This window comes from Streptomyces sp. NPDC043746 (assembly GCF_056436485.1).
In genome coordinates this window covers 225,774-247,197 of record NZ_JBWKCM010000001.1, presented here as the reverse complement: position 1 = coordinate 247,197, position 21,424 = coordinate 225,774, and the positions used below count along the sequence as shown (strand labels likewise).

The 21,424-nt window shown below is 70.6% G+C and carries 24 protein-coding genes; 13 read left to right on the top strand and 11 right to left on the bottom strand.

The genetic code is table 11. The features are described 5' to 3' along the window. The first annotated feature begins 59 nt into the window (after positions 1 to 59). The 7 genes from AC0682_RS01195 to AC0682_RS01165 all read left to right on the top strand — a co-directional run bounded on the left by AC0682_RS01195 (position 60) and on the right by AC0682_RS01165 (position 8,103). Positions 60 to 1,067: a hypothetical protein gene (locus tag AC0682_RS01195; protein WP_478530401.1), complete on the top strand. Its 1,008-nt coding sequence runs from the start codon at positions 60 to 62 to the stop codon at positions 1,065 to 1,067. After that, positions 1,064 to 1,729, top strand: a complete 666-nt coding sequence (locus AC0682_RS01190) for a hypothetical protein (protein ID WP_478530400.1) — start codon at positions 1,064 to 1,066, stop codon at positions 1,727 to 1,729. The genes AC0682_RS01195 and AC0682_RS01190 overlap by 4 nt, the downstream gene beginning before the upstream one ends. A gap of 405 nt (positions 1,730 to 2,134) precedes the next feature. Beyond that, positions 2,135 to 2,689: a hypothetical protein gene (locus AC0682_RS01185; RefSeq protein WP_478530399.1), complete on the top strand. Its 555-nt coding sequence runs from the start codon at positions 2,135 to 2,137 to the stop codon at positions 2,687 to 2,689. A 101-nt stretch (positions 2,690 to 2,790) separates the two neighbouring features. Beyond that, entirely contained in the window at positions 2,791 to 3,567 is a 777-nt protein-coding gene (locus AC0682_RS01180) for a hypothetical protein (RefSeq protein ID WP_478530398.1), read from the top strand. Continuing rightward, positions 3,564 to 4,976 carry a hypothetical protein gene (locus AC0682_RS01175; protein ID WP_478530397.1) on the top strand — a complete coding sequence of 471 codons (1,413 nt, stop codon included), beginning with the start codon at positions 3,564 to 3,566 and terminating at the stop codon, positions 4,974 to 4,976. The genes AC0682_RS01180 and AC0682_RS01175 overlap by 4 nt, the downstream gene beginning before the upstream one ends. Next, positions 4,973 to 6,256, top strand: a complete 1,284-nt coding sequence (locus AC0682_RS01170) for a TniB family NTP-binding protein (protein ID WP_478530396.1) — start codon at positions 4,973 to 4,975, stop codon at positions 6,254 to 6,256. Before AC0682_RS01175 ends, AC0682_RS01170 begins: the two co-directional genes overlap by 4 nt. 14 nt (positions 6,257 to 6,270) lie before the next feature. Further along, positions 6,271 to 8,103 carry a TniQ family protein gene (locus tag AC0682_RS01165; protein WP_478530395.1) on the top strand — a complete coding sequence of 611 codons (1,833 nt, stop codon included), beginning with the start codon at positions 6,271 to 6,273 and terminating at the stop codon, positions 8,101 to 8,103. 13 nt (positions 8,104 to 8,116) lie between these two features. Here the strand turns inward: AC0682_RS01165 and AC0682_RS01160 are convergent, their stop codons facing one another. Further along, on the bottom strand, positions 8,117 to 8,632 hold the full coding sequence (locus AC0682_RS01160) for a DUF2716 domain-containing protein (protein WP_478530502.1): 516 nt from the start codon (positions 8,630 to 8,632) through the stop codon (positions 8,117 to 8,119). A 213-nt stretch (positions 8,633 to 8,845) separates the two neighbouring features. After that, positions 8,846 to 9,277 (bottom strand): DUF5958 family protein, encoded by a 432-nt coding sequence (locus AC0682_RS01155; protein ID WP_358758980.1) that lies wholly within the window; start codon positions 9,275 to 9,277, stop codon positions 8,846 to 8,848. Between the two features lie 474 nt (positions 9,278 to 9,751). Here AC0682_RS01155 and AC0682_RS01150 point away from each other — a divergent pair, with 474 nt between their 5' ends. Both AC0682_RS01150 and AC0682_RS01145 read left to right on the top strand, forming a co-directional pair. After that, on the top strand, positions 9,752 to 10,243 hold the full coding sequence (locus AC0682_RS01150; RefSeq protein WP_478530394.1) for a hypothetical protein: 492 nt from the start codon (positions 9,752 to 9,754) through the stop codon (positions 10,241 to 10,243). A gap of 45 nt (positions 10,244 to 10,288) precedes the next feature. Then, positions 10,289 to 10,810: an AAA family ATPase gene (locus AC0682_RS01145; protein ID WP_478530393.1), complete on the top strand. Its 522-nt coding sequence runs from the start codon at positions 10,289 to 10,291 to the stop codon at positions 10,808 to 10,810. A 7-nt stretch (positions 10,811 to 10,817) separates the two neighbouring features. Here the strand turns inward: AC0682_RS01145 and AC0682_RS01140 are convergent, their stop codons facing one another. From AC0682_RS01140 to AC0682_RS01130, 3 genes are read right to left on the bottom strand one after another with little or no spacing between them, the layout of a single operon-like run. Beyond that, the gene (locus tag AC0682_RS01140) at positions 10,818 to 11,147 is read right to left on the bottom strand and encodes a deoxyxylulose-5-phosphate synthase (protein WP_478530392.1); all 330 of its coding nucleotides are present in this window, start codon (positions 11,145 to 11,147) and stop codon (positions 10,818 to 10,820) included. A gap of 53 nt (positions 11,148 to 11,200) precedes the next feature. Further along, complete coding sequence (locus tag AC0682_RS01135; RefSeq protein ID WP_478530391.1) at positions 11,201 to 11,350, bottom strand: hypothetical protein; 150 nt, start codon at positions 11,348 to 11,350, stop codon at positions 11,201 to 11,203. Between the two features lie 39 nt (positions 11,351 to 11,389). Then, complete coding sequence (locus AC0682_RS01130; protein WP_478530389.1) at positions 11,390 to 12,178, bottom strand: LysR family substrate-binding domain-containing protein; 789 nt, start codon at positions 12,176 to 12,178, stop codon at positions 11,390 to 11,392. 58 nt (positions 12,179 to 12,236) lie between these two features. Between AC0682_RS01130 and AC0682_RS01125 the strand changes: the two genes are divergently transcribed. Next, positions 12,237 to 12,629: a DUF5997 family protein gene (locus tag AC0682_RS01125; RefSeq protein ID WP_478530387.1), complete on the top strand. Its 393-nt coding sequence runs from the start codon at positions 12,237 to 12,239 to the stop codon at positions 12,627 to 12,629. 124 nt (positions 12,630 to 12,753) lie between these two features. On the opposite strand, the gene AC0682_RS01120 is transcribed toward AC0682_RS01125, so the two are convergent. From AC0682_RS01120 to AC0682_RS01105, 4 genes are all read right to left on the bottom strand, one after another. Then, positions 12,754 to 13,251 carry a peptidylprolyl isomerase gene (locus AC0682_RS01120; RefSeq protein ID WP_478530385.1) on the bottom strand — a complete coding sequence of 166 codons (498 nt, stop codon included), beginning with the start codon at positions 13,249 to 13,251 and terminating at the stop codon, positions 12,754 to 12,756. Positions 13,252 to 13,326: 75 nt separating this feature from the next. Beyond that, positions 13,327 to 14,496, bottom strand: a complete 1,170-nt coding sequence (locus AC0682_RS01115) for a serine hydrolase domain-containing protein (protein ID WP_478530383.1) — start codon at positions 14,494 to 14,496, stop codon at positions 13,327 to 13,329. A 133-nt stretch (positions 14,497 to 14,629) separates the two neighbouring features. Continuing rightward, entirely contained in the window at positions 14,630 to 15,205 is a 576-nt protein-coding gene (locus AC0682_RS01110; protein WP_478530501.1) for a histidine phosphatase family protein, read from the bottom strand. Between the two features lie 316 nt (positions 15,206 to 15,521). Next, positions 15,522 to 16,994 (bottom strand): aminotransferase-like domain-containing protein, encoded by a 1,473-nt coding sequence (locus AC0682_RS01105; RefSeq protein WP_478530382.1) that lies wholly within the window; start codon positions 16,992 to 16,994, stop codon positions 15,522 to 15,524. On the opposite strand from AC0682_RS01105, the gene AC0682_RS01100 reads away from it, so the two are divergent. Both AC0682_RS01100 and AC0682_RS01095 read left to right on the top strand, forming a co-directional pair. Then, the gene (locus AC0682_RS01100; protein ID WP_478530380.1) at positions 16,993 to 18,042 is read left to right on the top strand and encodes a DMT family transporter; all 1,050 of its coding nucleotides are present in this window, start codon (positions 16,993 to 16,995) and stop codon (positions 18,040 to 18,042) included. The genes AC0682_RS01105 and AC0682_RS01100 overlap by 2 nt on opposite strands. A gap of 13 nt (positions 18,043 to 18,055) precedes the next feature. Then, positions 18,056 to 18,265, top strand: coding sequence for a DUF1918 domain-containing protein (locus AC0682_RS01095; RefSeq protein ID WP_478530378.1), 210 nt, complete (start codon positions 18,056 to 18,058; stop codon positions 18,263 to 18,265). Between the two features lie 83 nt (positions 18,266 to 18,348). Here AC0682_RS01095 and AC0682_RS01090 read toward each other — a convergent pair whose 3' ends face one another. Further along, a complete protein-coding gene (locus AC0682_RS01090; RefSeq protein ID WP_478530376.1) occupies positions 18,349 to 19,605 on the bottom strand; it encodes a glycoside hydrolase family 10-like protein in 1,257 nt (418 codons plus the stop codon). A gap of 224 nt (positions 19,606 to 19,829) precedes the next feature. Here AC0682_RS01090 and AC0682_RS01085 point away from each other — a divergent pair, with 224 nt between their 5' ends. Continuing rightward, on the top strand, positions 19,830 to 20,690 hold the full coding sequence (locus tag AC0682_RS01085; RefSeq protein ID WP_478530375.1) for a 3-hydroxybutyryl-CoA dehydrogenase: 861 nt from the start codon (positions 19,830 to 19,832) through the stop codon (positions 20,688 to 20,690). Positions 20,691 to 20,836: 146 nt separating this feature from the next. Here the strand turns inward: AC0682_RS01085 and AC0682_RS01080 are convergent, their stop codons facing one another. Further along, complete coding sequence (locus tag AC0682_RS01080; protein WP_478530373.1) at positions 20,837 to 21,367, bottom strand: NUDIX domain-containing protein; 531 nt, start codon at positions 21,365 to 21,367, stop codon at positions 20,837 to 20,839. Positions 21,368 to 21,424 lie beyond the last annotated feature (57 nt).

Genomic DNA, 21,424 nt, shown 5'->3' with positions numbered 1-21,424 from the left:
CCTCAGCGGATGATTCCTGAGCCGCCACCGAAGGTCATCACGCGTCTCCGCGACGGCGGATGATTCCTGAGCCGCCACCGAAGGTCATCACGCGTCTCCGCGACGGGCGGATCCACGCCTACGTTGTGGGCTCCGGCGTCTACGGGACGCTGGAGCCCACAGCGGTTTTCCAACCGCGGGATGGCGAGGAGGTCGTAGCGTCGGTGGTCCGGCAGGATTTGGAGCGGGTCGTGTACACGACGCTGAACGAGGTCGTCTGCCTTACGCGCGCCGGCGACCTCATGTGGGCCTCGGACTTCGAACCGCGCTCTGACGTACGCCATGGCCACCGGCCTAACTGTGTGCTGTCGCGGGACGGTCGGACGGTGTGGGTCTACCGGCCGGACGCGATGGCGGGCCGCGGGGGCGGGGACCAGTGGGTCGTGCACGATGCCGACAACGGTGCGGTTCTCGCCCGCTGCGAGCTGGAGACGGTCGGGCACGGCGCCTCCCACCACGTGCATCCCGTGGACGGCAGCACCTACCTCGACATCGGTGAGGGCCAGGACGGCTCTGTCATTCTCCGGGGCACGGTTGGGGTGGACAGCGAGCCGGAGTTCGTGACGTACCCGTGGCAGGACCGCTGCCTGATCGACCTGGCTCCGTCCGGGCGTCAGTTCATGACCGTGGACCACGGGCAGGCGGACGTCGCCTTCCATGACCACCCCAACGGGGACGTGCTCTTCACCTTCCCTGTCGAAGCCTTCGGGTACGACCCGGAGGAGTCCTTCGTGGAATGGAGCGGCGGCTACCTGAGCGAGGACACGGCCATCGTCACCCTCGGCGGTGAGAGTCAGGACGAGGAGGAGTGGTTCCGTCACCACCTGGTCGACGTACGCACGGGCACCCTCAGCGGCGAGTTCACCGTTGAGGCGAGCAACCCGTACGAGCTGGTGCCTCTGGGCGACGGTTCCTGGCTCACCGGCGGCCCCGGCGGCGCCCCTGTCCGTTGGTCCAGCGCTCAGCAGCCGTCGGCACCGCCGCACCCGGCCGCACCGACCTCTCCATGCGGGGGGCAGCAACCGTGACGGCGGACCCCCGAGTGCCGGTGATTCCTCAGGCGCCTGAGGGCTTGAGCCGGCGAGCTCGTTACTTCGTTGAGGGACACGGGCTGCGTGTTCCACACCGCGACCTCAAGCTCTTCCGGGAGGCATGGCTCAAGCAAGGGATTCCGGATGCCGAGATCGACCGGGCTGTCGCCTTCCAAGAGCGCTGGGGCGGTCTCGCCCTGCCCCCGGCCCCCGAATACGAGGGCGGCCCGCGCGTTCTGGAAGCCGATGCCCCGGAGGGCTCAGCCGCGAACGGATGGCGGTTCCCGGCTGGCGACTGTCGTGTCTCCATGGCCCACGGGTTCATGATCGGGCCAGGAGGTGAGTTCGGGATCGACGCTGACCACTGGACGCCGCTGCACGCCAGCACAGAGGGATGGGTGGAAGCCCTGGCACTGGCCAGCCACGCGGGCTACTGGGCCAAGACCATCACGAAGATCAAAGGCAGCGCCGTCGAGGACCTGAACCTCGACGGATTCGAGCCGGTACCCGAAGTCCAGGGACTCGCTGACACCTGGTGGCGGGGCAAGGACTCGCTTATCGCCATCTACCGCGGCGAAGCCTCAGGCTTCAGCGCCCCCCACTGCCTGAGGGCGCATATCTACGGCGGGCTCGATGCATGGGGCCTGGCCGGCAACTGATCCCCGAACGCCGAGCCCTCGGTCCCGCCGCTGAGCGTTCGGGTTGCCACAGGGGCCAAATTGCAGCGCTAAGTCACAGTTGTGATCAGTTCCGAAGATCGGGCCCTGTCGCCATGCTGGTGGTGATGCTCTGGGTGAGTGAGCGAGGTAGCCAGGCCAAGGATCCGGTCGGACTCGAGTCGCCTCGATGAGCTTGTCGCGGGGTACAGCGGGGATGCCGCATTTCGGGATCAACTCGATCTCGCGGATGGCTGGATCTGTCGGTGGAGTTCGACGTGGCGGGTGGGTGCCGGTGAAGTCTGCTGGCCGGTCCGCGACGTGGCTCATGTTCCGGTGCTGTCGTCGCGGCCGATGCGGGGGTTCACATGGCGGGCGAAGCAGCGGCATCGTCCCGGCCTGGAGGTGATGGCGTCCACGGGCAGGGGGCACGGCTTCGAGTCGCTGGAGGAGATGCGGCTGCTGGTCGCGCTGGACTTCCTGGGGGCCTCGGAGGTGCTGTCGCAGCCCTTCCGGCTGGACTTCGCGCACAAGAGCGGATCGTCCTGGCACATCCCGGACTACTTGGCCGTGAGCGGCGGCGGGATCTGGCTGATGGACGTACGCCCGATGGGACTGATCAAGGACGAGGACGCGCTGAAGTTCGCGGCGGCCAGGGAGATGGCGGCGGCTTGCGGCTGGCAATACTCGGTGATCGCGGGCTGGCGCCCGCACGTCTGGAGCGTCCTTGACCACTTGTCATCGCGTCGTCGGCCGGTGAGGGATCTGCTGGGCATGCGGGACCAGCTGCTCACGATCATCGGTGGCCAGGAGGGGCGCGTGATGACGTTCTCCGCGCTGGCGGACGCGACCAGCGTGCCTTCCGTCGGCCGGGCCAACATCGTCCGGCTGCTCTGGCAGCGCGAGCTCGGCGTCGATCTGGGCAGTCCCTTGCGCGACAGCTCGCTGATCTGGGGGGTGTGATGGCGGCGAGGGGATTTTTGCAGGTCGCGCCGGGCAGGCGGGTCGCGCTCAACGGTGTCGAGTGGACGGTTGAGGATGTCCACGGCCAGTACGGTCGGCTCGTGCTCGTGGATGGCGGCGGTCACGCTGAGACCCGCTCGTTCCGCTGGCTCATCAACCATGCCGACCTGCGGCTCCTTCCGGCGGCCGAAGGGCCGGGGCGGCCGGCGCCGGTCTCCCGGCAGCCGAGGACACTGGCCGACCTGACCGAGGACCAGCTGGAACGGGCCCGGCTGCGGGCCGCGCATGTGCTGGAAGCCGAGACGGGGTTCCGGGAGGGGCACCCGGCTCGGGCCCTGCCCGGAGAGCCTCGCCCGGCTTACGACCCGGACCGCACGACGCTGACCCAGCGGCGGCACGCGAAGGCGGCGGAGATGAAGGCGATGCCCCGGCCGGAGGCGGTCCGGCTCGGTCTGCAGCACCTCAGTTTCCGGACGCTGGAGCGTCTGTCGGGACTCGCGGGTGGCAGTCTCCTGCTGGCCTGCGCGGACGGACGCTGGACCCGGCGACGCAGTGGCCACCGCAGCGTCACCGAGGAGGTCCGTGAGGCGATCTTCGCGGTCAAGGCCGAGTGCGGGGAACGCGCCCGCCTGAGTCTGGCCGCCCGGCACCGGTTGATGCACCAGTACATGCGCGAGCGGTTTCCGGCGTTTCCGGCCGAGAAGATCCCTTCCCGTTGGACGTTCGCGGACGTCTGGGAGGAATGGTTCGGGCCTGGGGGCGCCCGGCCGCGCTACGGGCGGACAGCGCAGGCCGCCGCGGAAGTCGGCGTTTCGGGCCGGATGGTGGTCCACCGCCCGGGCCAGGTCCTGGTGCGGACTCGACGCCGATGCCGGTGAAGCTGCGCGAGACCGTGTTCGGCGACGCGGTCACCGCGACGCTGACCCTCGCGCTCGATCTCTACACGCACGGGCTGCCGGCCTTCCGGCTCACGCTGCAGTCCGACACCTCGGTCGACATCGCGATGCTGCTGCGGGACGTGATGCTGCCCCTTCCGATGCGGGAGGGCTGGGGCGAGGACATGGAATGGCCCTACGCCGGGGTCCCGGCCGACGTGATCGCCGAGTTCACCGGGCACAAGGTCGCCGCTCTGCCGTTCTTCGCCCCGGAGACGGTCACCACCGACCACGGCGGCCCCTACAAGAACCACGACCTGGTGGAGGCCGAGCGGGAGATCGGCTGCCGGATCCTGCCTGCCCGTGTCCTGCGGCAGACCGACAAGTTCGCGGTCGAGCGCCAGTTCCTCACCGTCCAGACCATGCTCTTCGAGCACCTGCTGGGCTTTACCGGCGGTGACGTCGCCGACCGCGGGGCCGACCCGGAACGCGATGCGAGCCTCACGCTCGCGCAGGCCGAGCACCTCATCGCGACTTGGATCGTCCAGATCTGGCAGAACCGCAAACTAGGCGAATATGCACCGAGTTGGGCGCCGGGTGAGGATCACAGTCCCAGCACCCTGTTCGCTGCGGCGATGGAACAGGGTGGCTTCGACCTGGACTTCCCCGAACCGAGCTTCTTCTACAAGGTCCTGCGCAAGCATCACGTGAAGATCCATCCGCGTCGCGGGGTGAAGATCGTCGGGCTTTGGTATCACCACCCGGTCCTCGACGAGCCGCGCTTCCTGCAGCCCTCCGCCCGGGGCGGCAAGCACGCGGGCCAGTGGGTGGTCCGCAGTGACCGAAGGGACCGCCGGCAGGTGTTCTTCCAGGACCCTGCCGACCACGAAACCTGGCACATCCTGCGCTGGCGAGGGCTGCCGCCCGAAGGTGAGATCCCCGCTTTCTCGGACAAGACTGCCGACGCCCTCCTGACGCACGTGAGGGCGAACAACATCAGGATCCACTCCGAGAGCGAGCTCCTGGAGCATCTGCTCGGGATCCTCGGCTCGGTCACCCCCGTTGACCAGTGGCCCAGCCAGGCCAAAAAGAAGGCTGGGAAGAAGCGGCGCGTCGCCCAGGCGCGCGAGATCACCCGAGCGCAGGCCGCAGCGGCCGACCGCCCCGCCGCCCCGGCCGCCGAAGTCGAGCAGGCTCCGGCCGAGATGCCCGCGGTCTGGGCCGAGCACGCTCGCACGATCGACCACGCGGTCGACGCCGACCGGCGCCGACGACGCGAGGAAGCACTCGCCGACACCAGGCCCGTCGCTCCAGCAACACTGCACGCGGCCCTGAACCGACGCCGCATGTTCCGGCTTCCGCCTCCCGACGGCCCGGAAGCCGACTCAACCGTCAGGGAGGACGAAACGTGACCCAGGCTCTCTCTCACGACGATTCGGTGGAGGGCCTGCCTTCACGGGCCAGGATCGCCGAGTTGATCCTGAGCAGCCGCCCGTCCCTCGACACCTACGCCGGCTGGCAGCACTACCGCACCCACTGCGATCTACTCGTACCTGCCTCCGTGATCTCGCCGAAGCAGTGGTCAATGCTTCCCGCGAGCCGCCAGTACGACTACGACCTCTACCGAGAGCTGACGAACGCGAACCTCCCGCTGCAGGACACCCCCATGCACGACAAGGTCGGCAGGCTGATCCGACGCCGGTTGAGCGGCAACACCAGAAAGAAGAACGACCCGACCCGCGCCGGCGTCATGATCAGCGGCTGGGGCAATTACGGCAAGACCGCGTCTGTCTGCTCGGCCGGGGCCGTCTTCGAAGCCCAGTGGCTGGAGCTGCACAGCTCTCTCAACCCCGCGGCTGTTCCGGGCACTCGGGACCTCCATGCACCGGTCGTCTATGTCTCGACCCCGGTAACCGCGACCCCGAAGAGCCTTTGCGCATCCATCCTGGGCTTCTTCCGGGCCCAGACCCGCAAGTCGGCCACGCTGCCGGAACTGGTACGGCAGGTCTCTGACTCCCTGCACGACCACGGCGTCAAGGCGCTGATCCTGGAAGACATCAGCCGACTACGGATGCACAGAGCCGACGACCAGGACGTCCTCGACCTGATGCGGGCCTTCATGAGCCTGGACGTCACCTTGATCCTGACCGGCGTCAACATCCCCGGCACCGGGCTGCTTCGCGAGGCCAGGTGGAACAAGAAGACCCAGCAGTGGGAAATGCCGCCGCTGGAATCGACCCGCATCCACGATCTGGAGATCACCCAGACCGAGCACCGCTTCGAGCTCATCGAGATCGACCGCTTCCGCTACACCACGGCGAAGCAGATCCGGGCCTTCGTCGATCATCTGGAGGGAATCGAACAGCACCTGCGGCTCCTCAACGCGAAGGCGGGCATGCTCACCGGCGGCACCATGCCTGAGTACTTGATGCGTCGCACCGGTGGGGTCGTCGGTCTGCTGGGGCGCCTGCTCGAGGACGGTGCCCAGGAGGCCATGGAGTCCGGGAAGGAACTGATCGACGAGAGTGTGCTGGACGAGATCGTGCTCAGGCGGGACGCGCCCGAGCAAGCGCCGGACGAGCCCGTGATCCCAGCCGCCCCGCCGACCGCTGACAAGAAGACCAGGCCGGCGAAGCGCCCGCGGAACACCGTTTTCGATGATTCTGGCCCGGTTGCCCGGGCGGGCGCCTGACGGGTGATGCCACGATGCATCCACTGCCCCGGAGCCTCGACACTCTGTCTGGAGAGTCCCTGGTCAGCTATCTGCTGCGGCTCGGGCATCGTCTCGACCTCTCGCCTCTCCACCTGATTCGCGCGGCGGACTGGATCAAGCAGGGCAACCCCAATCACTTCCCCGGCAGTCTGCTGCTGGACCTTTCCAAGCCCCGAGCCGAAGCCTTCGCCCGGCTCACGGGACAGACGGCTAGGGAGGTCTCCGCTCTGACGCTGGCGCAGTGGCGGGACCGCTACCCGCCGATCGCCCGGTCCCTGCCCGGCCCGGGGCGCTTGATGAGGCCGGACGCATGGCTCTACGTCGGCTCGCCCCGCTTCTGCCCGTCCTGCCTGGCGGGCGATGGCAGCACGGTCCAGCAACTGCACGGCGGGCCCTGGCTCAAGCTCTGGCACCTGCCCATCGTCTTCGCCTGCACCGAGCATCGGATCTACTTGCAGACCGCATGCCCGCACTGCGGTCAGCCGCACGAGGCAGGAGGAGCTCTGATTCAACGAGCCAACGACCACACGCTGCATCCAGCGCAATGCCGGTGGACGGTCGACGCGCAGACGCCGAGGAGGAAGTCCTTCGCCTGCGCCGGCAGACTCGATCTCACCGTCTCGGGACGTGACCGGCCCCGACCGACTGCGGATATCCTCCGCTTCCAGAAGTCCCTCCGGGGCCGCCTGATATCGCCCACTCGAACCACGGACGCATCCGAGTACTTCACCGATCTCCGGCTGGCGACCGCACTGATCATCGCGACATGGCCTCACAGCCGGAGCCTCCTCGACGCCAACACCGCTGAGCGAATCGACTCCCACTTGCAGGACCCGCGTGTCGTTCCTGGCGGGAGGCGCAACCTGCAAATCCACGACACGCCACCGCGCGACCCCGTCACCTGCGGAGCTCTGCTCATGGCCGCAGATCGCCTGCTCTCGAGAGACGACCTGCCTGACCTCATCTCGGATCTCACGCGCGCGGCCTTCGGCAGCCCGTCGAGCCGAACACCATGGGCCGTTCTCTACGACAAGCACAAGAACGACTGCTCTGAGCGACTCCGCCAGGTCGCTGAACCCGTGACTCGGACGTTTCCCCGGGTCAACGGCCGCAGAGGCACACGAGGACCACTCCGAAGCGGCTACTACCAACCCGAGCACATCCCGGCGTTTCTGGAGCCCGACTGGTATCAGCGCTTCCTGGCCACCTGCGCGGGCTCAGAAGTCAAGTCCGTGCGCAGGGCCGCCGCCGTCCGGCTGGTCCAGTGGACCATGGGCGGAACCTATGACGACGCCGCGCGATTCCTCGGGATCGCCCCCGTCCAGACCCACCTACTCTCGGCACGCGAGACCCGGCGCTCAGGGCGAACAGGCTGCAACCCTCTTGAATTCGACAGGGCTCTCCGCGCTCTTGCCTCCGAACTGCAATCAGCACGTCAACCACTCGTTGACTACCGGCGCAGGCGCGAAGCGCTCCAGGAGTGGGTACTCGGCATCGACGCATGGAATGCGCTGGTCAGCGAACTTCCGCCCACGCTCGTCCAGTTCCGCCCCCGGACTGATGACCGCAAGCGCCAGAACGCCTCGGTATTCGTCTGGACGCTGGTCACGCGAGGCGAGCACCTCTTCGCTCCCCGCCCGCTCGAAGCCGCACAACCCACCGAGATCCAGCAACAGTGGGCCGCGCGGCGGAACACCACATGGTTCCAGTTCTCGCGCTCCGACCCACTGCCTCATTACGCGGACCTCCGCCGAGTCCTCGCCACCTACGCGCGGCGACTTGCCCGGGACATCGACTCGGGAGCTGGGCAGATCGGCATCAACTGAGCCCGGTCCAGTCTCAGGCCGGGCCTACCGCCTTGCCTGACCTGCGGATCGGCAAGCCAAGAACCTTGTCGACCTCCGTGGCCGCGACGTCGAGAAGTTCCTCACCGAACAGGCAGAGAGACTCTTCCCAAGGGTGTCCGAAGCTGCCTATGCGGAAGTCCTCTGTAAGGAAGATGTAGTAGTCACCGTCGGGATACGGGCTCAACGGCCAGGCCGGTTGACCAGGACCGCCCACCTCTTGCGGTGCGAAGCGGTACGACGGGTGCTGCCAGTCGAGGGCGAACAGAGTGCCTGACGGGCCCACGCAGGAGGACAGTCCCTGCTCGACGACGGCGACCAGGCGGTCCAGACGCTCGTAGTCAGGTTCGTCGGGAAGCGTCGCCAGACTCCATGTAACTGACGCACCGGGCTCTTTGATGGCTGGCCATTTGGACGGACGCGTGCTCGGCTGGAAGCTGAACTTCTCGTAGAAGCACTCCCAGACGCGGCGGTCCTCACCGTCTGACAGCTCCATCACAGGTTCGTCCATCACCCGTCGATCGTACCGACCGGCCAGCAGAGAGGGTGCTGAGAAATCGTTCACGAAAGTGCGGACAGCACCTTGATTTTCCCCACCCGGTGCTCAGGGGTTCTCCAGACCTGCTCACATTTCACCCTGCCCGCAGCGCGCTAACCCGCGGACGGGTGCCACCCGGGGAGTGCCATCCGATAGCCAGCCCAGCCAGAGCCGGAATGGCCGATGCTACGGCTGCTCGGTTGCCGACGGCAGGTTGTGCCACGCATGTCCGCAGGCGCCTTTGCAGTACGTCTCGCGGCGGCGATTGTCAGCAACGGCGAACACCGAAACGAGGACGCGGAACGCGTTGACGTGTTCGGCGGAGGGCAGGTCCGCGAACCCGTAGCGGGGCGGGTCCATGCAGATCATCACCGAGGGGTTAGCGGTGGGCTTCACACCGGATCGCGCCACCCCCACACGGCCGTCCACAGCTGTTATGTGCGTCTGCATCGCATAGCCAGCGACTTCCCGCAGAACCATCTGCTGGCGTGTCGGGGCGAGGCGGGAGAACCAGCTCACACCAGCGTCCAACGGGCGCAGCCCCTGTGCGATCTCGTTGACGACCAGCTCGGTCTCGCGCCGGAAGGTGCGGCTGTCGTCGCTGCTCGGTTCGGTCATCGCCTGATGATTTCATGACGCCGATTCCGAGCGAAGGCCGATACGCGCACCCGGGACAGCTCAGGCATCGTTCACGAGGTCGGCCGCCACACGACTCCCGAGGAACCGGACACAGCACGGGCGGCCCCGGCCATCGTTGCCGGCAGCAACCGGCTGGGGAACGAAGAGCAGCACTGGCCGACTTCACAGATCCTCATCACCAGCACCGTCGGCAATTACGCACAGTGATCATCGGCGCCCTTGAGTGCCAACTATCCCGCTCGGGTTGTGCCAACAAGAATTCTCCGAGCGAGCCTGACCTGCACGGCTCAGGCCGAGATGTGCCAACTAGAAGTCTCGGTCACACCTGGCTCCTCAGCCCTTGGGGGTCGCCCCCGACGCGGCGTTGGACCTGGTCGACGCGGCGGTCGACGGACGGTTCCACAGCTGGACCGACCACACGCTGCTCGGCAGCCGGCCGTCGCACGTTCCGACGTGTCGGCCGGCCCGGGGCAGCAGGCGCAACCGCCCAGCAGCGCGGGCCCGCCGTTGAACTCCGCGGAGTGCCGGCCGGGTGCGCGTCTCCGGGGTCCTGACGACGAGGATTCCGGATGGCAGGGCGCCATCGACCTCTTCCTCCTCAACAACGGCAACGCCTACACCGCGCTCGCCCGCCTGTTCGGCGTCCGGAACTCGTTCGGCTTCCGCCCACTGGCCGAGGGCCGCGGATTCCCGGGCGACGCATCCGAGGCGCTGCGGGTCGACTACGCCGCGTACGGCGAATCCCCCGACACCCACGGCACGACCTGGATCACCCGGGCCGAACTCGCCTCCGCCGAATGGCGGGAGACGGACGACTCCGGGGCCCGGAGCCGGGGGTCGGTCGCCGGGGACGGGAGCGGCCGGGGTCCGGTATCGGCGGTGATGCGGACGCTCGGGGAACTCCATGGGGCGGAGCATGTGCGGCTCGTCGTGTGGTTCTTCTGATCCCGGCTCGGCGTCGGATGCGCTCCAGGCCCTAGCCTGAGGCGCATGATCGTATGGCTGAACGGCACCCATGGCGCGGGCAAGACGACGACCAGCGCGCTCGTGCAGCAACTGCTGCCGGATTCACGCGTGTTCGACGCCGAGAAGGTCGGGGAAGCACTCATGGACATCAAGCCCGGGCTGCCCGCCCTGGGCAACTTCCAGCACTGGCCGCCGTGGCGGACGCTCGTGGTCGAGACCGCCCGTCGCGTACTCGACTACACCGGCGGCACCCTGGTGATGCCGATGACGGTCCTGGTCGAGGAGTACTGGCGGGAGATCAGCGCGGGCCTCCATCAACACGCCATCCCTGTACGGCACTTCGTGCTCCACGCCGACCAGGCCACGTTGCGGGGCCGGATCGAGGGCGATCCGGACATGGGCCCTTCCGCGTTCCGCCTCGAACACCTGGAGCCGTACGCCGAAGCGGCTCGCACCTGGCTGCACGCCGACGCCGAGGTGATCGACACCACGCGCCTGACGCCTACTCAGGTGGCCCAGCGGATCGTCGAGGCCGTGAAGAACTGACGCTGCGTCAGGGCACGTCGTAGCGCACCAGGGCCCTGGCGACCGGTTCGCCGCTGCGCCCGGCGTACGTCATCCGTTCGCGGACCTCCCGCAGCGTGCGAGGGCGGTAACCGGGGCCGCCACAGCAGCTCTTGTGGAAGCCGACACCGGCGTTCAGCAGCACACTGAGGGTCCGCCAGGCCGCCGTGTCCCGTCGACGGGGCGGGGCGAACGCCGAGCCCGCGTGGATCAGCGGCTCGGCGCAGCGCGGGCAACTCCGCTGCCTCGTGGGGTCGTAGCACTGCTTGTACGACGCCCGGCAGGCGAGGCAGACGTACGAGGTTCTCGCGGTGGCCATGGGGGCAGCCTAGGGATCCCGCCACCGGGGGGCCAGCGAGTTCCGGGCGCGCGTCACAGGCGGTCGCGGCCGGTGGCGCAGAGCAGGAGGGAGACCGTCGCCGCTGCGGTGACCGTGAAACCGGTCACCGCCAGGACCGTGAGGCGTCGACGACGGCCTCCTCCGACCGGCTCCTTCGGGAACCTCTTGACGCGCTTGGCCACCCGGCGGAACCCCGTGGCGGCCCGTTGTCGGCCACCCCGCTACCGGCCGCGCGGCTTTCCGCGTTTGCCCGCCGTCCTGCCGCCCTTGGGGGCGCCCGCGCGGCGGCCGGAGCCGGGCTGCCTGCCGCTCTGCTTGCCCTGCTGCTTTCCGCCGGACGTCGGCTTGGCGGAGCGCTTCGGCCGGGGCTCGGTCCTCGCCGCCTGCTGCTGGGCCGCCCGGCCCCGGGTGCTGTTGACCGTGCGGCCCCGGACGATGCCGATGAACTCCTCCACCAGGTCCGGGGTCGGCTCCTCCTGCGGCCACGACAGGGCGACGCGGGACTCGGGGGCCTCCGGGACCGGGCGGTAGGTGAGGTCCTTGCGGTGGTGCAGGCGGGCCAGGGACTGCGGGACCAGGAGGACGCCCACGCCCGCCGCCACCAGTTCGATCGCGTCCGCCGTGGTGGCCGGGCGTTCGATGGCGGGGCGTCCGGGGAGGGTGTCCCAGTCCAGGACGTCGTCGAGCGGGTGCAGGACGATCTCGTCGGCCAGATCGGGGAGCGTGACCTCCTCCGCGGCCGTGGCGGCGTGGTCCTTGGGAACCACGACGACCGTCGTCTCGGTGTAGAGGGGGATCGCGCTGAGGACGTCCCGGTCGACCGGGAGCCGTACGAGTCCGGCCTCCGCGCCGCCGTCCGCCAGCAGGCGGCCCGCGTCGGCCGGGGGGACCTGGACCAGCTCCAGCGGGGTGCCGGGCAGCCGCTCGTGCCAGACCCTCACCCACTTGGTGGGCGTCACGCCGGGTACGTACGCGAGCCTGAAGGATGAGGGTGTGTCCGAGCCTGTCACGGGTTCAGGCTACCGGTCCGTGGTCGGAGGTATGTCCTGTGGTCGATACCCTGGACCCATGACGTCGCACAAGACCGCCCAGACCATGAAGCCCGCCACCGCGGCGAAGAAGCTGGGTGTGTACCTCCAGGCCACCCCCGCCGAGTTCCAGGAGGGTGCCGTCTCGCGCACCGAGCTCAACGCCCTCCAGACCGACCCGCCCGCCTGGCTGGTCGAGCTGCGCCAGAGGGGGCCGCACCCGCGTCCCGTCGTCGCGGCGAAGCTCGGCGTCTCCATCGCGGGGCTGGCCCGCGGCGGGGTGACCGACGCCCTCACCACCGAGCAGATCGACGCCCTCAAGGCCGAGATGCCCGAGTGGCTCCAGAAGGAGCGGGCGACCCAGGCGGAGGTCCGCAAGGAGGCCGCCCGGATCAAGGAGCGCAACGCGGAGCGGGCCGCCCGGTCGGACTGACCGCGGCCCACCAGGAGAGCCGCGGAGAAACGGGAAGCCCGGCCGACGCCGTCGCGTCGGCCGGGCTCCCGTGTGTACGGGCCCGGAGGCTCGCTGTGCACGGGCCCGAAGGCTCGCGCTTCGGTCAGAGAACGCCGGACTCGGCGATGGTGACCTTGCCCCGGGTGCGACCGCTGGGGGAGCCGAGCGCCTCGATCTTGCGGACCAGGGCCATGCTGTCGTCGTCGGCGACCTCGCCGAAGACCACGTGCTTGCCGTCCAGCCACGGGGTCAGCACCGTGGTGATGAAGAACTGCGAGCCGTTGGTGTTCGGCCCGGCGTTGGCCATCGAGAGCAGGCCCACGCGGTCGTGCTTGAGCGTGAAGTTCTCGTCGGCGAACTTCTCGCCGTAGATGCTCTTGCCGCCGGTGCCGTCGCCGCGGGTGAAGTCCCCGCCCTGGAGCATGAAGTCCGTGATGACGCGGTGGAAGGACGAGCCGGCGTAGCCGAAGCCCTTCTCACCGGTGGCGAGCGCGCGGAAGTTCTCCGTCGTCTTGGGGACGACGTCGTCGAACAGGTTGAACGTGATCCGCCCAGCGGGCGCGTCGTCGATGGTGATGTCGAAGTAGACCTTGGTTGTCATGGTGACATCCTCACATTCCTGGCAACCGCAGGTGAAACCCGGGTTGGGTCAGCGGTGTGGAACGTCGCGCTCCGGTCATCCGCGGGCGGCGTCCCCGAGGGAGGCGTACACCGCGTCCACCAGGGCCCTCTTCCGCGGGTCGTCGGCCACGCCCGAACCCATCCGGTTCATGACGCACCCCAGGGCGATTCCGGCTTCCGGGTCGGCCAGTCCGCAGGAGCCGCCCGCGCCGTCGTGGCCCATCGCCCGCGGGTTGGGCCCGTAGGAGCGGTTGCGGCCGCTCAGCCAGAGGCCGAGCGCGATCTCCGTCTCGTGGGTGAAGGCGTCACCGAGGACCAGGTCGCGGCAGGCGCCCTGGCTCTCGCGGACGCGTTCGACGGCCTGCTCGGAGAGGATCCGGCGGCCGTCGAGGGTGCCGCGTCCGGCGAGGACGCCGTAGAGCGCGGCGACCGCGCGGGCGGTGCCGTGTCCGTTGGCGGCGGGGATCTCGGCGGCGCGCCACTCGGGTGTGTTGGCGACGGCCCGGCCGGTGGGCGGGTTGAGCAGGGAGGCGACGGCGACCGGTTCCATCCGGGCCAGCAGCGCGGCCTGGGCGGCACGGTCGGCGCGCTCCTGGACGAGTTCGGCCAGCCGGTGGGTCTCCTTGTCCGGGAGGCCGAAGGTGAAGTCGATCCCGAGCGGTCCGGTGATCTCCTGCCGCAGGTACTCCCCCGGCAGCATCCCGCCGACCCGGCGGACCACCTCGCCGACGAGGAACCCGTACGAGATCGCGTGGTAGCCGGACCGGGTCCCCGGCTCCCACCAGGGGGTGGTGGCGGCGAGCCGGGCGCAGGTCAGCTCCCAGTCGTACAGGTCGTCCAGCGTGTGCGGTACGTCGATCCCGGCGACCCCGGAGCGGTGCGAGAGGAGATGGCGTACGAGGACGGATTCCTTGCCGCCCGCCGCGAACTCCGGCCAGTACGCGGCCACGGGGGCGTCCAGGTCGAGCAGGCCGCGGTCCGCGAGGAGGTGGGCGCAGAGGGCGGTGGGGCCCTTGCTGGTGGACCAGACGTTGACCAGGGTGTCCCGCTCCCAGGGGCGGGTGCGGGCCTCGTCGGCCCAGCCGCCCCAGAGGTCCGCCACGGGCCGGCCGTCGAGGAGGACGGTGACGGCGGCGCCGAGTTCGCCGCGGGCCGCGAAGTTCTCCTCGAAGGCTTCCCGGACCCGGGCGAAGCGGTCGTCGCAGTGGCCGTGGATCTGCGGCACGTGGCCCCCTCCGGTGCGTTGCGGGATCGATGCCCCTGCAACGTACCGACTGGTCGGACCGGAGGGAAGAGCCCGGATGCCGCCCGGGGCGGACTTCAGGGAGGGATGCCGGTGAGGGACCGCCGTGATCGGGTCAGCGGACGCCGGACTCCAGGCTCAGGCTCCAGCGGCCGGGCGAGCCGGCGAGCGTGATCGTGGAGAGCGGGCGGACGTCCACGTTCCAGTACGCGGTCGGCGGCGCGTTCAGCGCGTAGACGAGGGCGGCCCTGATCACGGCGGGTTCCGCGACCGCGACGATGAAGCCGTCGCAGACCGGGCGGGTGTCCAGCCAGCCCCCGATCCGCCCGATGAAGGCGAGGAGCGGTTCCCCGCCGTGCGGGGCGCCGCCCGGGTCCGCGAACCAGGCGTCGACGGCGGCCGGTTCCCGGGCGGCGACCTCGGCCAGGGTCGCCCCGCGCCAGCGGCCCATGTCGCAGTCGCGCAGGGCGGGCTGGGCCATCGGGGCGTAGCCGAGCGCGTCGGCGGTGGCGCGGCTGCGCGGGCTCGGTGAGCAGTACCGCAGTTCGGCCGCCCCGAGCGGGACCAGGGTGTGGGCGACGCGCTGCACCTCGTACCAGCCGGCGTGGTCGAGCGGCCGGTCGTCGTCGAAGCGCTCGGCCAGGCGCGGCGAGGTGCGCGCCGCCGCGACCAGGGTGACCCGCTGCGTCATGGCCGGATGCGTCATGGCCGGATCGTGGTGCCGAACGCCTGTCCGGTCAAGAGGGCACCGGTCGGAACCTGGCTTGCCACAGCCGTTCACCGGAGTGTGCGGGTGGTTCACCCGGGTGTGTGCGGGCCGTTCGGTGCGCGCTGGGACCGTTCGACGGGTGCGCGCACCGCTTGCCGGACGCGCCCCGACCGTGGCGGGCGGGTGCGGACCGTGGCGGGCGCGCCCCGACCGTGGCGGGCGTGTGCGGACCCGTTCGACCGGACGCGCGGCGGACCGGCTGCCGGGCCCACCGGGTCCCGTTCCCGGGCGGCCGCGATCAGCCGCCGGTCGTCTCCCCCGGCCCCCGCAGTCCCTCATACGCCGTACGGAGCCGACGTACGCCCTCCGCGATCTCGGCCGCTCCGGAGACCGCGGCGAAACTCAGCCGTACGTGTCCGGCCGGGGGTTCGGCGCAGAAGTACGGGGTGCCGGGGGCGATGGCGACCGAGGCGCGCAGGGCGGCGGAGGCGATGGCCGCCTCGTCGGGTCCCGTGCCCGCGCCGGTCGCCGGGATCCGGAGCCAGAGGCTGCCGCCGCCCGCCGGGACCTGGGGCAGGGCGAGGGCGGGCAGTTCGGAGCGGAGGGCGGTGGCCATCACCGTACGGCGGCTGCGCAGTTCCGACGCGACCGCGGCCAGGTGGCGGCTCCACGACGGGGAGCCCACGAGTTCGAGCGCGGCTTCCTGGAGCGGTCTGGGGACGAAGAAGCTGTCGACGACCTGGATGGCGCGCAGGCGTTCGAGGACCGGGCCCCGGGCGGCCAGGGCGCCGACCCTGAGGCTGGGTGAGGTGACCTTGGTGAGTGAGCAGACATGGACGACCACCCCGTCGGGGTCGTCGGCGGCCAGGGGCGGCGGGAGCGGTCCGGCGTCCTCGTGGACCAGCCGGCGGGCGAAGTCGTCCTCGATGACGAACGCCCCGGCCGCCCGGGCGATCGCCAGGACCTCGGGGCGGCGGGCGGGGGCGAGGGTGGCCCCGGTGGGGTTCTGGAAGAGCGGCTGGGTGACGAAGACCCGGGCCCCGGTGGCGCGGAAGGCGTCGGCGAGCAGCTCGGGCCGGACCCCGTCCGCGTCCATCGGGACCGGGACCGGGCGCAGCCCCGCGGCGCGGGCGACCGCGAGCATCCCGGGGTAGGTGGGGGACTCCACGAGGACCGGGGCGCCGGGCGGGGCGAGGGCCCGCAGGGCGGTGGCCAGGGCGCTCTGGCCACCCGCGGTGATCAGGACGTCCGCGCCGAGGACGGCGGGGCCGATCTCGCGGGCGAACCAGGAGCGCAGTTCGGGCAGTCCATCCGTGGGCGGTCGGCCCCAGGCCCCCGGGCGGCGGCCGGCCCGGGCCAGAGCGGCGGAGAGGGCCCGCTCGGGCTGGAGGCCGGCGTGCAGATAGCCGCCGTTGAACTCGATGGTCCCGGGCGGTGGCGCGGTGAGGGTGGCCAGGACTCCGGAGGCGTCGACCGTACGGGGCACGACCTCGGGTCCGCCGTCCCCGCTCAACGACACCTCCTGCCAGGACGTGTCCCCGGGGGCGGGCACCTCGGCACGGGGCTCCGCCCGGAAGGCCCCCGAGCCGGGGCGGGTGGTGACGAGCCCTTCGGCGGCGAGCTGGGCGATGGCGCGGGAGACGGTGACGGGGCTGACCCGGAAGCGTTCGACGAGCGCGCGACTGGAGGGAAGCTTTCCACCGGGTGAGTAGCGGTTGAGTTCGGCACGGAGGGAAGCGACCAGTTCGGCCACGCTGCTACGCTCTTGCATGAGAGCACAGGATAGCGCTACCGATTCCGGAACGATAGCGGTCGGTGGTGGTACGGAGACCGCCTCGGCACCGGCCGCAGCCCCGGCTCCCGACGCACCGCGGCCCACCCTCAGGGCCCCCGCCCGCCGTGGCACGCTTCTCGCCTCGCTCGGCGTCGTGGCGTTCTCGCTCACCTTCCCCTCCACCGCCTGGGGCCTGGAGAGCTTCGGCCCCTGGTCCCTCGTCGCCCTGCGCTCCACGCTCGCCGCCCTCATCGCGGGCTGCTTCCTCCTGGCCGTCCGGGCGCCGGTGCCCGAGCGCCGCCACTGGGGCGGGCTCGCGGTGGTGGCGGGCGGTGTGGTGGTGGGGTTCCCTCTGCTGACGACCCTGGCGCTGCAGACCTCCACCACCTCGCACGCCGCCGTGGTCGTGGGGCTGCTGCCGCTGACGACCGCCGTGCTGGGGTCCCTCCGCACCGGGGAGCGCCCCTCCCGTACGTTCTGGGTCGCGGCCCTCGCCGGGGCCGCCGTCGTCATCGGCTTCACCGTGCAGCAGAGCGGCGGGGCCCTGACCTCGGGCGATCTGTATCTCTTCGGGGCGCTGCTGGTGTGCGCGGCCGGGTACGCCGAGGGGGGCCGGCTGGCCCGGGTGATGCCGGGGTGGCAGGTGATCGGCTGGGCGCTGATGCTCTGCCTGCCGTTCGCGGTGGCCGGCAGCGCCGTGGCCCTGCCGCTGGAGCCGGTCCACCTGACCGCCCACGGCGTCCTCGGCCTGGCCTGGGTGGCCGCCGGGTCGACCTTCTTCGGGCTGTACGTCTGGTACAAGGGCATGGCCGGGATCGGGGTCCCCCGGGCCAGCCAGCTCCAGCTCGCCCAGCCGCTGCTGACGCTGGCCTGGTCCGTCCTGCTCCTCGGCGAGCAGGTGTCGGCGGCGGCTCCGCTCGCGGCGGTCGCGGTGCTGGTGTGCATCGCCGCCACCCAGCGGACCGGGCGGCGCATCCACCAGCGGCCCCGGTCGGCGAAAGACCCTAGACTTGACCGTACGGACAGGCGGACCGCCACCCCGTGAGGAGGTCACCCCCATGGAGGCACACGCGGGCGACCGGCTGCTGATGCACGGCAGGACCGTGGGACAGCACGACCGGATCGCAGAGATCATCGAGGTTCTCGGGGACGGGGGCGCTCCTCCGTACCGGCTCCGGTTCCCCGACGGCCACGAACACCTGATGTCCCCCGGCCCCGACAGCGTCGTCCAGCACATCGAGGCGCCCCAGGGCCGACAGCCGCAGTAGCGGGCTCAGGTCGCGGGCGGGCGCATCAGGACCGGGGCCGGGGTCCGAGCGGCCCCGGCCCCTTCCTGTCCGCGCTTCGCTGCTCAGCGCGGTGCGCGCACCCGCTCCTGGTAGTGGTCGGCCACCACGCGGGCCATCGCGCCGATCCGATCCGCCGCCGCGTGCTTGGCGGAGAAGAAGATGTGCCCGGCCGCCTCCGCGTGGTCGCGGGCGAGGGTGAGGTGGCGGGAGAGTTCCGCGGGGTCCTGCCAGGGCGCGGCCTGGGCCGGGTCCCCCGCCTTGTACAGCGCCTCCCCCACGTACAGGTCCACGCCGGTGCCCCGGACGGTCGCGTTCCACCAGGCGAGGACCTTGGCGTAGTCGGCGGCCGTCTGGCCGATGTGCCAGTAGATCTGCGGGCAGATGTAGTCGATCCACCCCTGCTTGACCCACTTACGGGTGTCGGCGTGCAGGTCGTCGTAGGTCTCGACGCCCGCCCGGGTGTCGGAGCCGCGCGGGTCGGTCGCCGCGTTGCGCCAGACGGCGAAGGGGCTGATGCCGAACCGGACGCCCTGCCGGGTCTCCCGGATCCGCTCGCCCATCTCGCGCACCAGCCGGTCCACGTTGTCCCGGCGCCAGGCGGCCCGGTTCGGGAAGCCGGAGCCGTACCGGGCGTAGGCGGCACCGTCCTTGAACTCCTGGCCCGCCACCGGATACGGGTAGAAGTAGTCGTCCCAGTGCACCGCGTCGACCGCGTAGCGGCGGACCGCGTCCAGCATGGCGTCCTGGACGAAGCGGCGGACCTCCGGGAGTCCGGGGTTGTAGTAGAGCTTCCCGCCGTACGGCAGGACCCACTCCGGATGGAGCCGGGCCGGGTGGGAGGCGGTGAGACGGGCGGGGTCCGTGTGGTTGGCCACCCGGTACGGGTTGAACCAGGCGTGCAGCTCCAGGCCCCGGGCGTGCGCCTCGCGGACGGCGGTGGCGAGCGGGTCCCACCCCGGGTCCTTGCCCTGGACGCCGGTCAGGCAGTCGGCCCACGGTTCGTGCGGGGAGGGCCAGAGGGCGTCGGCGGTGGGGCGGACCTGGAGCACCACCGCGTTGAGCCGCAGCCGGACGGCCCGGTCGAGGTGGGCGGTCAGCTCGGCCCGCTGGGCCGCCGCCGTCAGGCCGGGCCTGGAGGGCCAGTCCAGGTTGGCGACCGTGGCGATCCAGACGCCGCGCATCTCGGCCCGCGCGAACCGGTCCTCGCCGCCGCCCCCTCCTCGTACGGAAGGAGACACCGAGAGAGCCGCCGCGTCACCGCCCGTCGTCATCGCCGCCACCAGTCCCGCCGCGCCCGCCACCAGCGACCGCCGGGTCATTCCTCCACGTCCACCGCGTCCACGTCGCATACGCCACTCGTCCCTTCACGTCGACCGTCACCCCCATCGCTGTACGTAACCGGATGATGCCCTTTCGTAGCCGTCCGACCCGCGGGTCACCGGGGTCGGATCGCGGAGTAACGTCGTGGGGTCGAGGCGGGCACCGGAATCACACGGGACCCTGCACTGCGGAGAAGAGCGAAAGGCACGAGGTGACGGACTCTATGGCCGACATTGCACGCGTCGGGGTGGTGGGCTGTGGCCAGATGGGCGCAGGGATCGCGGAGGTGTGCGCCCGCAGCGGCCTTGAGGTCAAGGTCGCCGAGACCACCGGTGAGGCGCTGGAGATCGGCCGCACCCGGCTGCACAACTCCCTCTCGAAGGCCGCCGAACGCGGCAAGATCACCGAGCAGGAGCGGGACGAGACCCTGGGCCGCCTCAGCTTCACCACCGACCTCGGGGAGTTCGCGGACCGCGACCTCGTCATCGAGGCCGTCGTGGAGAACGAGCAGGTCAAGACGGAGATCTTCCAGGTCCTGGACCAGGTGGTGGTCCGGCAGGACGCGATCCTCGCCTCCAACACCTCCTCCATCCCGCTGGTGAAGCTGGCCGTCGCGACCTCGCGTCCGGACCGGGTCATCGGCATCCACTTCTTCAACCCGGCGCCCGTCCAGAAGCTGGTCGAGCTGATCCCGGCGCTGACCACGTCGGACGAGACCATCAAGCGCGCCGAGGCCGTGGTCCACGACGTGCTGGGCAAGCACGCGATCCGCGCCCAGGACCGGTCCGGCTTCGTCGTGAACGCGCTGCTGATCCCGTATCTGCTCTCCGCGATCCGGATGTTCGAGTCGGGCATCGCGAGCCGCGAGGACATCGACAACGGCATGGAGATGGGCTGCGCCCACCCGATGGGGCCGCTGAAGCTCGCGGACCTGATCGGCCTGGACACCGTGGCCTCGGTCGCGGACTCGATGTACGCGGAATACAAGGAGCCGCTGTACGCCGCTCCCCCGCTGCTCCAGCGCATGGTGGACGCGGGCCGCCTCGGCCGCAAGACGGGGTCTGGCTTCTACCCGTACGCCTGAGCCTCCCCCTCACTTCGTGGAGCCGGTCCCGGACGATCCGGGGGCCGGCTCCTCGTGTGTCAGGAAGCGGGGTCCGCGCCCCCTCGCTCCCGTACGGGAGGCGGCTTGCGCTCCCCTCGCGTACGGGAGCGAGGCCCGTGCCCTCCTCAGCCCAGCCGCAGGTGGTGCAGCATCAGCAGCGCCGCCGCCATGTTGGCCGCGGGCACCTCGCCCCGGGCGACCATGTCCGGGATCAGCTTCAGCGGTATCCACTCACGGCGTGAGGACTCGAAGGCGTCCTTCGGGGGGCCCGTGTAGCGCCCCTCCTCCGCCCAGAAGACGTGGTGGCGGGCGTCGGTGAGGCCGTTGGCGGGCTCCACGGTGAGCAGCGGGCGCAGCGGACCGGGGCGCCAGCCGGTCTCCTCCTCCATCTCACGGGCCGCCGCCGCCGCGATGCCCTCACCCTCGTCCACGACCCCGGCGGCCAGCTCCCACCCCCAGCTGTCGGTGATGAAGCGGTGGCGCCACAGGAGCAGCACCTCGTCCGCCTCGTTGACGACGGTGGCCGCCGCGACCGGCCGGAGCCGGATGACGAAGTGGTCCAGGTGACTGCCGTCGGGCAGCTCGACATCCGCCAGGTTCACCCGGAACCAACGGTTCTCGTAAACATTCTGTTCGCTCAGGTTCGTCCACTGCACGTTTCTGACACCTTTCGACATGTTGGGGGCAACATGCCAGCAGGGTCGGACGCGAAG

Excerpts from the sequence above, each read along its gene's own strand:
- AC0682_RS01195 (WP_478530401.1), top strand. The coding sequence starts at position 60 with ATGATTCCTGAGCCGCCACCGAAGGTCATCACGCGTCTCCGCGACGGG.
- AC0682_RS01185 (WP_478530399.1), top strand. The coding sequence starts at position 2,135 with ATGGCGTCCACGGGCAGGGGGCACGGCTTCGAGTCGCTGGAGGAGATG.
- AC0682_RS01165 (WP_478530395.1), top strand. The coding sequence starts at position 6,271 with ATGCATCCACTGCCCCGGAGCCTCGACACTCTGTCTGGAGAGTCCCTG.
- AC0682_RS01160 (WP_478530502.1), bottom strand. The coding sequence starts at position 8,632 with ATGGACGAACCTGTGATGGAGCTGTCAGACGGTGAGGACCGCCGCGTC.
- AC0682_RS01155 (WP_358758980.1), bottom strand. The coding sequence starts at position 9,277 with ATGACCGAACCGAGCAGCGACGACAGCCGCACCTTCCGGCGCGAGACC.
- AC0682_RS01145 (WP_478530393.1), top strand. The coding sequence starts at position 10,289 with ATGATCGTATGGCTGAACGGCACCCATGGCGCGGGCAAGACGACGACC.
- AC0682_RS01140 (WP_478530392.1), bottom strand. The coding sequence starts at position 11,147 with ATGGCCACCGCGAGAACCTCGTACGTCTGCCTCGCCTGCCGGGCGTCG.
- AC0682_RS01125 (WP_478530387.1), top strand. The coding sequence starts at position 12,237 with ATGACGTCGCACAAGACCGCCCAGACCATGAAGCCCGCCACCGCGGCG.
- AC0682_RS01120 (WP_478530385.1), bottom strand. The coding sequence starts at position 13,251 with ATGACAACCAAGGTCTACTTCGACATCACCATCGACGACGCGCCCGCT.
- AC0682_RS01110 (WP_478530501.1), bottom strand. The coding sequence starts at position 15,205 with ATGACGCAGCGGGTCACCCTGGTCGCGGCGGCGCGCACCTCGCCGCGC.
- AC0682_RS01100 (WP_478530380.1), top strand. The coding sequence starts at position 16,993 with ATGAGAGCACAGGATAGCGCTACCGATTCCGGAACGATAGCGGTCGGT.
- AC0682_RS01105 (WP_478530382.1), bottom strand. The coding sequence starts at position 16,994 with ATGCAAGAGCGTAGCAGCGTGGCCGAACTGGTCGCTTCCCTCCGTGCC.
- AC0682_RS01095 (WP_478530378.1), top strand. The coding sequence starts at position 18,056 with ATGGAGGCACACGCGGGCGACCGGCTGCTGATGCACGGCAGGACCGTG.
- AC0682_RS01090 (WP_478530376.1), bottom strand. The coding sequence starts at position 19,605 with ATGACCCGGCGGTCGCTGGTGGCGGGCGCGGCGGGACTGGTGGCGGCG.
- AC0682_RS01085 (WP_478530375.1), top strand. The coding sequence starts at position 19,830 with ATGGCCGACATTGCACGCGTCGGGGTGGTGGGCTGTGGCCAGATGGGC.